Genomic DNA, 10,829 nt, shown 5'->3' on the forward strand with positions numbered 1-10,829 from the left:
GGCCGGCGCGCGCACCCGCCGTCACCGGGCCGGGCCGGGCGCGCCGCGCAAGACGAAGCGGCACGCCGGATCACCGACCGCGCAACAGGCGGTGTGCGCCACCGTCATCCCCGGATCGACAAGCCGCTGGAACAGCCGCGCCAGCACCGCGCGATGCCAGGGGCAGCCCGGCAGCGCCAACGGATTGTCCCGGATGACGAGCTCGAGGTCGGGCCGCCGGAGGCAGGTCACCTCGGCCGCGCCGGCAAAGGTCCAGGCGTGCCGGCCGATCGCCGAGAGAAGGACCGGCCCGGCCAGTCGCCCCGGCATCCACCGCACCAGCCCCCGGGCCGGCCCCGGGATGCGATGGGCGAGGATGTAGTCGCCGGTTCTGCGGCCGGCGTCGCGGGCGACCTCCTCGGCCAGAGGCTCGGGCAGGCTCTCGGCGACGGCGCGGTGCAGGCGCAGCGCGTCCTGCGCGGGGATCATCGCCTCGGGCGGATCGTCGGGAAGCCCCGGCATCCCGGCGGCCTGGCAGACGCGGGTCAGCGCCTGCGGCCCGGCCAGCGCCTGCAGCGCCTCGAGCGTCTGCAGGATCGCGTTGGGGCCGACGTGATGGGCCGCGCGGGGCGGCATCGCTATTGCGCCGGGGTGGTTTGGTTCAGCCGCGGCACGCCCGCGTCCGCCGCGCCCTGCCCGGCGACGCGGGCCTTCTCGGCCTTGATCTGGTCGCGCACGCTGGCCTTGCGCTCGGCCGCGCGGCGCTTGCGGTCGGCCATGGCATCCCAGTCGGCCATCTGCGCCTCGGCGATCTGGCGGGTCTCGTCGAACTGGAAATCGACCTTTTCCTTGGACTGCGGCCCCCAGTAGCCGACCTTGCCCAGATCATAGAAGGTCCGCGCGAAGCCGGCCTTGGCGAAGGCCCGCAGGCAGCCCAGCAGGTACTTGCGGCGGAACCCGCGCCCGCGCCACGGGTAATGGAACAGCGCCTTGATCATGTAGAAGCGGCGGTAATTGGCCATCACGCGGTCCAGCAGGGTGGCACGGTCCATCGCCTCGGGCTTCATGATGGGGGTAACGAAATTGTATTTCTCGAAGTCGAAGACCTCGACCTGGTCGCGCAGCTCCTGGAACAGCGGGGTGAACGGCCAGGGCGTGTACATCGTCCAGTTGGCCAGATCCGGGTTCCAGTCGCGGGCGAAGCGGTAGGTCTCTTCCAGCGTTTCCTCGGTCTCGTTGTCCAGACCGACGATGAACTGCGCCTCGGTGAAGATGTCGGCCTCGCGCAGCAGGCGGATGGCCTCCTTGTTCTCTTCGACCTTCGTTTCCTTGTTGAACAGATCGAGCTTCATCTGCGCGGCCGCCTCGGTGCCCAGAGAGATGTGCACCAGACCCGCCTGCCGCCAGAGACCCAGCATATCCTTGTCGCGCTGAATGTCCGTCACGCGGGTGTTGATGCCCCATTTCACCCGATCGGGCAGGCCACGGCGGATCAGCTCTTCGCAGAACTCGGTGAATTTCTTCTTGTTTATGGTCGGTTCCTCGTCGGCGAGGATGAAGAAGCCGACGCTGTGATTGTTCACCAGGTCCTCGATCTCGTCCACGACCTTCTGCGGGTCGCGCACGCGGTAGTCGCGCCAGAACTTCCACTGGCTGCAGAAGGAACAGGTGAAGGGGCAGCCGCGCGCCAGACTCGGGATCGCCAGCCGGGTGTTCAGCGGGATGTAGATGTATTTTTCCCAGTCGAGGATCGACCAGTCCGGGGTGATGGCGTCCAGGTCCTTGACCGTGGGCGCGGCCGGGGTGGCGATGATCTCGGAGCCTTGCGTATAGGCGATGCCCTTGATCGCCTTGCGCGCGGTCTGCCAGCGCCCGTCCTCGACCGCGCGCACGAAATCGAGGAACACCTCCTCGCCCTCGCCGCGCACGATGGCGTCGATATGCGGGGCCTCGGACAGGACCTGCTTGTACATGAAGGTCGCATGCACCCCGCCCAGCACCGTCACCGCCCCTGGGGCGGCGGCGCGGGCAATCTCCAGCGCGCGTTCGGCCTTGTAGATCGAGGGCGTGATCGAGGTGGCCCCGACGATATCCGGTTCCAGCGCGGCGATGCGCGCATGCAGCTCGGCCTCGCCGATGTCATGGGTCATCGCGTCGATGAAGTGGATGTCGGTGTAACCGGCGGCCTTGAGAGGGCCGGCCAGGTAGGCCACCCAGGCCGGCGGCCAGTTGCCGGCGATCTCCGCCCCGCCGGAGTGATAGTTGGGGTGAATCAGAACCAGTCGCATGTCGCCTCCCTTGTCTGCGACAAGGATGACAGCGATGATGTCAACTTAAATTGACATGAATCAAAAGGGCGCTTTCAGCCGCCGGGTCAGGCGAAAATCTGACCCGCGTGCCGGTCCAGGTAGATGCGCAGCCAGGGGGTATAGGCCTCGGGGCGGCGGCGCACCTCACCCGCCAGCTGGTGCAGGGGCATCCAGTCCACGGCCATGACCTCGTCCGGGTCGGGGGTGACGACGGGCCGCGCGGCCGTGCGCGCGAGGAACAGTTCCACCACCTCATGCTCGACCAGCCCGTCGCCGACATCGGCGCGGTATTCGACCCGGCCCTGGTGGGCCAGCGACAGCCCGCTGAGGCCCAGCTCCTCGGCCAGCCGGCGGGCGGCGCAGTCGCGCGGCGCCTCGCCCCAGTGCGGATGCGTGCAGCAGGCATTCGCCCAGAGCCCCGGCGTGTGATACTTGCCCAGCGCCCGGCGCTGCAGCAGCAGATCCTCGCCGCATTGCACGAAGACCGACACCGCCTTGTGCCGCAGCCCCTCGCGGTGGACCTGCAGCTTGTCCACGGCGACCAGATCGTCGCCCCGCCAGGCGGGGATCGTCGCGGCCTCGGGCGGCGGCGGTGTCACGTGAACTCCGGCCGGACCAGCCGCGTCAGATGTGCGAGGTTTTTCAGCCCGATCCGAACGTGGGCCATCGGCCGGGCGCGCACCAGCGCCTTGTTCATGTAGGCCTCGAAGGTCAGGCGCTGCACATCCACGTCATGGCACAGCGACACGAAGCGTTCGCGCCGCTCATCAGAGCGGTAATAGGCCTTCTGCATGCTGGCCAGAACGCGAAAGACGGTCTTGTGTTCGCGCATGAAGAGCTGCCGGGCCAGCCGTAGGTCGCGCGCGCGGCCCGTCTGCAGGCAGGCGGCGGCGGCGCTGGCGGCGACGCGCCCGCCGACCATGGCGTAATAGATCCCTTCGCCCGAACTGGGGGCGACGACCCCGGCGGCATCGCCGGCCAGCACCACGTCGCGGCCGTTGTCCCAGCGATCGAGGGGCTGCAACGGGATCGGCGCGCCCTCGCGCCGGATGGTGGGGCAGTCGGCCAGCCCGCTGGCCGCGCGCAGATCGGCGGTGGCCTGCTTGAGGTTCACCTCCTGCACCAGCGAGCCCATGCCGACGCTGGCCTTGCCGCCGTGCGGAAAGACCCAGCCGTAGAAATCGGGCGAGATGCGGCCGTCGTAGACCACGTCGCAGCGGTCGGGGTGATAGTCGCCCACCGCGCCGGGGGCCTCGATGATTTCGTGATAGGCGATGACGTAAGGGATGCGGTCGCCGCCCTCGACCTCGGCCCGGGCCACGTTCGACCGCGCCCCGTCCGCGCCGATGACCAGCCGCGCCGAAAGGCTGCGGGACTCGCCGCTGTCGCGATCGCGGTAGTGGACGCGCGGGTGGCCGCCGTCGCGGTCGATGGACTGGTAGGTGCCGGTCAGGCGCGTCGCCCCGGCCTCGGCGGCGCGGGTGCGCAGGAACTCGTCGAAATCCTCGCGGTCGACCATGCCGACAAAACCGTTCTCGATCGGGATATCCACCCGGCGCCCGCTGGGGGCGATCATCCGCGCGGTGGTGATCCGCGCGACAAGCAATTCCTCGGGGATGTCGAAATCCGCGATCAACCGGGGCGGGATGGCCCCGCCGCAGGGCTTGATCCGCCCGGCCTTGTCCAGCACGGCAACCCTGTGCCCAGAGCGGGCCAGGTCCTCGGCGGCGGTGGCTCCGCTGGGACCGCCTCCCACCACGATGACATCGACGTCAGGCATGTCTCATTCCCCCGGAACGGCCAGGGGCGCGTGGCGGCCCTGGGTATGTGCGATCACCCGCTGGCCCATCAGGGCCGCGAGCACGAAAAGCGCCGCCTCGAACAGGAAGACCGTGCCGAAGGCCCGGGCATCCTGCACCAGCGCCAGGCGCATGACATCCACGGCCCCGGCGCCCAGCAACCCGCCAAAGCCCGCGGCAATGGCCTGCGCCGCGCCCCAGAGGCCCATGCGCGTGCCCTCGCGCGCGCCACGCCCCTGCCCGGCCAGCGCCATCATCGACCCGATGGCCGCGACGGCGAACATGCCGTTAAAATAGCCCAGCGTGACGACGGCCCCGGTCAGCGCGCCGGACAGCGCCAGCGGCCCCAGCGCCGAGATCGCCGCCAGGCTGGTGGCCGAGCCGAGGCAGCCGGCCACGACCCAGTGCCGCAACGACCCGATGCGGAACCCCGTCGCGGCAATGCCCACGGTCAGCATGCCCAGAAACACTCCGCCGTTCTGCGCCCCGCTGAGCGATGTCGACTGCCCCGGCGTCATGCCGAAGACCAGCCCGGCGTAGGGTTCGAGGATCAGTTCCTGCATGAAATAGGCGGTCATCGACAGGAAAACGAAGATGGTGAAATTGCGCGCCTTCGGCTCACCCCAGACCTCGCGCAGCCCGGCGACGAAGCCCTGCGGCTCGGGTTCCGGTTCGGCGGGGGCGACGCGGGCCTCGATGCCCCAGACGGTCAGCGTGGTCAGAATCAGCGCGCCCAGGGTCACGATGCCGACGATGCGCAACAGCAGTTGCGGCGTGTAAGGGTCGAGAAAGGCGCCGACGGTGCCGGCGGTCACCGCGATCCCGGCGATCATCATCAGCCAGGTGATGGTGGCGGCCGCGGCGCGGCGGCGGGCGGCCGTCGCGGTGGCCAGCAGCGCCAGCAGCGAGGTGCCCGAGGCCCCCACGCCGACACCGATCAGCGCGTAGGCCGCCACCGACAGGGCCATCCCGGCGGCAAAGCTGGACTCCAGAAGGACGACGCCGTGCGCCGCGCCATAGGCGCCCAGCGCCAGCGCGCCCATGCCGCCGATGATCCAGCGCGTGCGGTGCCCGCCGGTGTCCGACAGAAAGCCCCAGTTGGGCCGGGTGATCTGGATGCCGTAGTGCAGCGCCACCAGGAAGCCCGGCAGCACCGCGGGCAGCGCCAGTTCCACCACCATCAGGCGGTTGAGCGTCGAGGTGGTCAGCACTACCACCGCGCCCAGCGCCATCTGCACCAGGCCGAGGCGGACGATCGAAAGCCAGCTCAGCGTCATGATATCCCTTCCATGTTGCGCAGGGCGACGGCGGCGACCATCATGCCGCTGACATAAAGGCTCACGCCCGTCGCGTTGTACCAGGGCGCACGGCCCTTCGGATCGGTCAGCAGGACGCGCATTGCCCAGAATTGCGCGGCCAGCAGCGCGGCAATGACCAGCGCGTGCCAGGGCCGGTCCCATATCAGCAGCAGCGCGATCACCGCCACCTGCGGCAGCGTCATGACCCAGCAGGCCACCCGCGCCGCGCGTTCCGGGCCCAGCGTGACCGGCAGAGAGTTAACGCCGGTCTGGCGGTCGCCCTCCAGCGCCTTGAAATCATTGAGCGTCATGATGCCATGCGCGCCGAGCGCATAAAGCAGCGCCACGATCACGGTTGTCAGCGGCGGCGCCCCGGCCGCCAGAACGGCCGCCCCTGTGAACCAAGGCAGGCCTTCGTAGCACAGCCCGACGAGGCCCGGCCCCCAGAGGCCGGACCGCTTGAGCCGGAGCGGCTCGGCCGAGTAGGCCCAGGCGGCGGCAACGCCGAAAACGGTCGCGCCGAAGCCCCAGGGCCCCAGCACCGTGCCGAGGCCCAGCGCCAGCGCACTGATGAAAAGCGCGATCCACAGCCCCCAGCGCCCCGGGATCTGGCCCGAGGGGATCGGACGGTCGGGTTCGTTGATGGCATCGACGTGGCGGTCGCACCAGTCGTTGGCGGCCTGGCTCATGCCGCAGACCACGGGGCCGGCCAGAACCATGCCCACCAGCACCGCGACCGGCGCCGTTGCGGGCGCCACGCCCGAGGCGACGACACCGCAGAGATAGGCCCAGATCGGCGGGAACCAGGTGACCGGCTTGAGCAGGGTCAGCACCGCGCACGGGCGCGGCCACCGCCGGGAGGGTTGTAAGGTATCGCTGACACTCATGTGTCAACTAAACTATACATCGGCGAGTCGTTAAAGAGGTTTCTTGTCGCGGACCCGTTCCGCGGGGGCAACGGCGGCGCTAGCCATCCTCCGAGGGCGTGATCAGGCCATACTTGCGAAGCTTCACGTAAAGGCTCTGGCGTGACAGGCCCAGCATCTCGGCCGCGGCCACGCGGTTGTTGTCGGTCAACCGCACGGCCGTCTCGATGCACAGCTTCTCGACCACCTCTGACGTGGCCGAGACCAGTTCCTTGAGCGAGCGGGTGCCGACCAGGTCCATGACGTTCTGCATGGCCTCGTCGCTGACCATGACATGCGCCCGCTCCGACTCGGGCGCCTGGCTGGCCGAGACATCGCGGATGATCAGGCCGAACCCCGGCTCGCCCCCCTGCTGGCGCAGCCGCGCGATCGAGATGTCGACGTCGGTGCGCGTGCCGATCGTGCTCTTGACCTGCGCGGCGTAGTGCCCCATCCGGCCCTTCTGCGCGGCGCTGTCCAGCATGAGCTTGAGATCGACCGAGCCGCGCATCAGGAACTCGGCCATCGACTGGTCCTGCACGTCGCGGATCTGCATCGCATCGGCCATGGTCAGAAAGGCGTCGTTGGCCTCGCGGATGATGCCCTTGGCGTCGGTCAGCACGACGGCGTCGGCCGTCGCCCCGTAGAGCGAGAGCAGCAGATTCGAAAACTCCGGCCCGGCCGAAGCGCCGTCGTCGACGACGTCGAGCCGGCACAGCAGCACAAGGTCGCCCGCCACGCGGAAAAACCGCGGGCGCAGGTTGAGGATCCGCCCGTTGCGGCGCGACACCGCCTCGACCCCGCACTCGATATCCGAGGTCGCGGCCGCGCGCATGGCCTCCATGAATTCGTTGCGGCGGCGGCCGTCGAAAGCCTGCGGCAGGATATTGCCTGACAGCGTCTCGACGGTGCTGCCCAGAAGCGAGGCCGCCGCCGAGTTGATTTCCTCGATTCGCGCCTTTTCCGGGTCCAGCAGGATCAGGGGCGTCTCGGATTCCTCGAAGACGATGCGAAACAGGGTCTGCCCGGCGCGCAGTTTCTGCTGGTCGGCCTCGCGGGCCAGCTGTTCGCGCAACAGGCGTTGCTGAACCTCGGCCAAGGGCTGCATGTCGCGCCCGAACAGCAGGATGTTGCCGTTGCCTACGCGATGCAGGGTGTAGCGCACCGGGAATTCCCAGGTCGCGTTGTCCTTGTGGTTCAACTCCATCGGGCGCGGCGCCAGGTCCGGGTCGGAGAGGACGGCCTGGAACCTCTGTGCGAATTTCTCGGCGCTGTCGCTGGTCAGGAAACTGTCGAACCGGCGCCCGACCCAATGATCGAGACTGCCCAGCGAGGCGCTGTCCGAATTGACCGAGATTCCCTGGATTTCACCACTTTGGTCCAGCATGACAGCCAGGTCGGCGGCCTGTTCGACAAGACCATCCGTGGTCGAGACCTCGGGCAACAGACCGGCGGTCATCGTTTCGCGTGCTCGGTCCTGCCTGCTCACTCGGTCTCTCCGCCATGTCGGACAAGTCGGTCGTCAGGTATTAAGCTTGTCCAGCTCCGTTTCTTGCGAGATGGACATCAATCCTGCCCGATCAACCGCCTCGCGGACGGTTTTCACGGCGAAGTCCACCCCGGTCAATCTTTCGACCCGTTCCGGCTCGGTCACCGCACGCCCGCCGATCACCATCGGCGGGCAGTGGTCAAGCCCCTGTCGTATGTAATCAACAAAATCAGCGGCTTTTTCAACCGATTTCCATGTCGCGGCCGTCAACCCCACGAGGGAAAACCGGCTCGAGGCGATCAGATCCACCAGTTCATCGCGGTTCAAGCCGATGCCCATATGAACCCATAGCCCATGGCGCCGAAACTGATCGGCCGCCACGAAGGCACCCAGGGCATGGTCCTCGTAGGGCGGGATCACCATCAGCACCGACTGGCCGAGCGGGATGCTGCGGTCGAGCAGGCTCAGCTCGGCCGGCTCACCGGCCTCGCGCAAAAGCGCCTGCAACCGCGCCGAGCCGAGGGTGACATCGACGAAACTGGCCCGGTCGTTCACCCACATCTCGCCGAGATACCGCGAGACCGCCGGGATGTAGCTCTGGTAAACCTCCGAGCTGCTCACGCCGCTGGCAATCAGCGACGAGATCGCCGCCCGGTGGCTCGTCTCGCTGTCGGAGACCATCGCCGTCGCGAGGTGGGCAACCCACTCCTCGCGGGTCGTCGGCTTTTCGCTTTGCGACGTCGAGGCGACCGATCGAAGTGCCGACTCGACAAGGTATCGGATCGACTTCGATCCGCTTCCCGATTGCCCCGTGGTCCTGAAGTCGTCGTCATCCTGTGCCATGTGCCCCTCCCGTTGGCCGCCATGGGTGCCTGGCCGATGCGGTGACTGACCAGGGTGGCCTGCACTGCCACACCCACAGCAACACTCGCGCTTCCAGCTAGTGTGTTGGGGGCGATTTCAAATGTCAATTTTTATTGACATTCCCTCCTCGTCGGATTCGGTCAACTCGCTGGGGAGCCGCAGGATTTTGTCGCGGTGCTGGCTACTGTCACTCAAGAAATTCAACTGACAAAACATGAAAAGTCCATGATGCGCGGGATGCTTCGGCGTTCGGGAATGACAGATTATGTGGACATTCCCGCGGATACAGAAGTGTAAATTACAATTGACACTTTACCCTCACGCCCCCTACCATCTTCCCATGTCACACTTTCGGTCAGGGGATCCGATGAAGCCTTCGGCGCAGACATCATCCGACGCCGCCGCCCTCTACACGCCGGCCCAGCGCGCAAGGCGCGACGCCAGCCGGTGGACTCTGGTGCAGGGCCTTCTCGCGCCGTTCCAGTTCCTGGTCTTTCTGGTCTCCCTGGCCCTGGTGATGCGCTACCTGCTGACCGGCACCGGCTACGAGGCGGCGACCCTGTCGATCCTGGCCAAGACCGGTGTACTCTACCTCATCATGGTGACCGGCGCGATCTGGGAAAAGATCGTGTTCGGCCAATATCTTTTCGCCCCGGCCTTCTTCTGGGAAGACGTCTTCAGCTTTGCCGTCATCGCCCTGCACACCGCCTATGTCTGGGCGCTCGTCGCCGAGGCCATGACGCCGGTCGCGCTGATGTGGCTGGCCCTGGCCGCCTACGCCGCCTACGTCGTCAACGCCGGGCAATTCCTGCTCAAGCTGCGCGCCGCGCGCCTGCAGTCCGAGGCCCCGGCATGACCGACCAAAGCCCCACACCCCCCGCCATCGGCTGCAGCAACGCCCCCGTCCTCAAGGAACGCGGCCAGCACGAGGTCTTCTGCGGGCTGACCGGTATCATCTGGCTGCACCGCAAGATGCAGGATGCCTTCTTCCTCGTGGTGGGCAGCCGCACCTGTGCGCATCTGCTGCAATCGGCCGCCGGCGTGATGATCTTCGCAGAGCCGCGATTCGGCACCGCCATCCTCGAGGAAGGCGACCTTGCCGGCCTCGCCGACGCCCAGGACGAACTGGAACGCGAGGTCGACCGCCTGCTGGCGCGCCGCTCGGACATCCGCCAGCTGTTCCTGGTGGGCTCCTGCCCCTCCGAGGTCATCAAGCTGGACCTGTCGCGCGCCGCCGAGCGCCTCAGCGCGCGCCACGCGCCCAAGGTGCGGGTGCTCAACTACTCGGGCTCGGGCATCGAGACCACCTTCACCGAGGGCGAGGACGCCTGCCTCGCCGCCATGGTGCCCGCCCTGCCCGCGACGGACGACCGCCAACTGATGATGGTCGGCGCCCTGCCCGACGTGGCCGAGGACCAGGCGCTGGACCTTCTGGCCCGGATCGGCATCAACAACGTCGCCGTCCTGCCGGCCCGTCATGCCGATGCCCAGGTGGGCGTCGGCCCCAACACCAGTTTTGCCCTGACACAGCCTTTCCTGGGTGGCACCCATTCCGCCCTGGAAAGACGCGGGGCGCGTCACGTCCCCGCGCCGTTCCCGTTCGGCGAAGAGGGCACCACCGCGTGGCTTCGCGCCGTTGCGCGGGACTTCGGCATCGACCAGTCGCGTGTCGACGCCGTGATCGACGCGCCCCGCGCACGCGCCCGGAAGGCCGTCGCCAAGGCCGCCGAGACACTTTCGGGCAAGAAACTCTTCTTCTTTCCCGACAGCCAGATGGAGATCCCGCTGGCCCGCTTCCTGACCCGCGAATGCGGCATGCAGGCCGTCGAGGTGGGCACACCTTATATCCACAAGGCGCTGGTCACCCCCGACATGGAATTGCTGGCCCAGGGCCCGATCATCGCCGAGGGCCAGGACGTCGAGAAACAGCTCGACCGCTGCCGCGCCGCACGCCCCGACCTGACGGTCTGCGGGCTGGGGCTGGCCAATCCGCTCGAGGCCGAGGGCATGACCACCAAGTGGGCCATCGAACTGGTCTTCACCCCGGTGCATTTCTACGAACAGGCCGGCGATCTGGCCGGGCTCTTCTCCCGCCCGCTGCACCGGCGCGACCGCCTCAAGCTGGAGGCCGCCGAATGACCCCGCGCGTCTGTCTTCTGGCCGGAAATATCCTCGGGGGGTCCGGG

At 67.9% G+C, this 10,829-nt stretch carries 10 protein-coding genes; 2 read left to right on the forward strand and 8 right to left on the reverse strand.

Going from position 1 to position 10,829, the window contains the following annotated elements:
- Positions 1 to 21: 21 nt before the first annotated feature.
- From bchJ to BU124_RS01325, 8 genes are all read right to left on the reverse strand, one after another.
- On the reverse strand, positions 22 to 615 hold the full coding sequence (bchJ, locus tag BU124_RS01290) for a bacteriochlorophyll 4-vinyl reductase (protein WP_084860626.1): 594 nt from the start codon (positions 613 to 615) through the stop codon (positions 22 to 24).
- Between the two features lie 2 nt (positions 616 to 617).
- Positions 618 to 2,267, reverse strand: a complete 1,650-nt coding sequence (gene bchE / locus BU124_RS01295) for a magnesium-protoporphyrin IX monomethyl ester anaerobic oxidative cyclase (RefSeq protein ID WP_084860627.1) — start codon at positions 2,265 to 2,267, stop codon at positions 618 to 620.
- A gap of 86 nt (positions 2,268 to 2,353) precedes the next feature.
- A complete protein-coding gene (gene idi, locus BU124_RS01300) occupies positions 2,354 to 2,887 on the reverse strand; it encodes an isopentenyl-diphosphate Delta-isomerase (protein ID WP_084860628.1) in 534 nt (177 codons plus the stop codon).
- Complete coding sequence (locus BU124_RS01305; RefSeq protein WP_084860629.1) at positions 2,884 to 4,068, reverse strand: geranylgeranyl diphosphate reductase; 1,185 nt, start codon at positions 4,066 to 4,068, stop codon at positions 2,884 to 2,886. The genes idi and BU124_RS01305 overlap by 4 nt, the downstream gene beginning before the upstream one ends.
- A 3-nt stretch (positions 4,069 to 4,071) precedes the next feature.
- Entirely contained in the window at positions 4,072 to 5,364 is a 1,293-nt protein-coding gene (locus tag BU124_RS01310) for a BCD family MFS transporter (RefSeq protein ID WP_084860630.1), read from the reverse strand.
- The gene (chlG, locus tag BU124_RS01315; RefSeq protein ID WP_084860631.1) at positions 5,361 to 6,272 is read right to left on the reverse strand and encodes a chlorophyll synthase ChlG; all 912 of its coding nucleotides are present in this window, start codon (positions 6,270 to 6,272) and stop codon (positions 5,361 to 5,363) included. The genes BU124_RS01310 and chlG overlap by 4 nt, the downstream gene beginning before the upstream one ends.
- Before the next feature lie 79 nt (positions 6,273 to 6,351).
- A complete protein-coding gene (gene ppsR / locus BU124_RS01320) occupies positions 6,352 to 7,749 on the reverse strand; it encodes a transcriptional regulator PpsR (RefSeq protein ID WP_084860632.1) in 1,398 nt (465 codons plus the stop codon).
- Between the two features lie 63 nt (positions 7,750 to 7,812).
- A complete protein-coding gene (locus tag BU124_RS01325) occupies positions 7,813 to 8,622 on the reverse strand; it encodes a cobalamin B12-binding domain-containing protein (RefSeq protein WP_084860633.1) in 810 nt (269 codons plus the stop codon).
- Positions 8,623 to 9,010: 388 nt separating this feature from the next.
- Between BU124_RS01325 and bchF the strand changes: the two genes are divergently transcribed.
- Both bchF and BU124_RS01335 read left to right on the forward strand, forming a co-directional pair.
- Positions 9,011 to 9,499, forward strand: a complete 489-nt coding sequence (gene bchF, locus BU124_RS01330) for a 2-vinyl bacteriochlorophyllide hydratase (RefSeq protein ID WP_084860634.1) — start codon at positions 9,011 to 9,013, stop codon at positions 9,497 to 9,499.
- The gene (locus BU124_RS01335) at positions 9,496 to 10,782 is read left to right on the forward strand and encodes a ferredoxin:protochlorophyllide reductase (ATP-dependent) subunit N (RefSeq protein ID WP_084860635.1); all 1,287 of its coding nucleotides are present in this window, start codon (positions 9,496 to 9,498) and stop codon (positions 10,780 to 10,782) included. The genes bchF and BU124_RS01335 overlap by 4 nt, the downstream gene beginning before the upstream one ends.
- The last annotated feature ends 47 nt before the right edge of the window (positions 10,783 to 10,829 follow it).

Origin of the sequence: Salibaculum halophilum (assembly GCF_002094885.1) — a bacterium.
Classification (GTDB): Bacteria; Pseudomonadota; Alphaproteobacteria; order Rhodobacterales; family Rhodobacteraceae; genus Salibaculum; species Salibaculum halophilum.

What these genes read in the sequence shown, in the direction of transcription:
- bchJ (WP_084860626.1), bottom strand. Translation starts at nt 615, where the DNA reads ATGCCGCCCCGCGCGGCCCATCACGTCGGCCCCAACGCGATCCTGCAG.
- bchE (WP_084860627.1), bottom strand. Translation starts at nt 2,267, where the DNA reads ATGCGACTGGTTCTGATTCACCCCAACTATCACTCCGGCGGGGCGGAG.
- BU124_RS01305 (WP_084860629.1), bottom strand. Translation starts at nt 4,068, where the DNA reads ATGCCTGACGTCGATGTCATCGTGGTGGGAGGCGGTCCCAGCGGAGCC.
- BU124_RS01310 (WP_084860630.1), bottom strand. Translation starts at nt 5,364, where the DNA reads ATGACGCTGAGCTGGCTTTCGATCGTCCGCCTCGGCCTGGTGCAGATG.
- chlG (WP_084860631.1), bottom strand. Translation starts at nt 6,272, where the DNA reads ATGAGTGTCAGCGATACCTTACAACCCTCCCGGCGGTGGCCGCGCCCG.
- ppsR (WP_084860632.1), bottom strand. Translation starts at nt 7,749, where the DNA reads ATGACCGCCGGTCTGTTGCCCGAGGTCTCGACCACGGATGGTCTTGTC.
- BU124_RS01325 (WP_084860633.1), bottom strand. Translation starts at nt 8,622, where the DNA reads ATGGCACAGGATGACGACGACTTCAGGACCACGGGGCAATCGGGAAGC.
- bchF (WP_084860634.1), top strand. Translation starts at nt 9,011, where the DNA reads ATGAAGCCTTCGGCGCAGACATCATCCGACGCCGCCGCCCTCTACACG.
- BU124_RS01335 (WP_084860635.1), top strand. Translation starts at nt 9,496, where the DNA reads ATGACCGACCAAAGCCCCACACCCCCCGCCATCGGCTGCAGCAACGCC.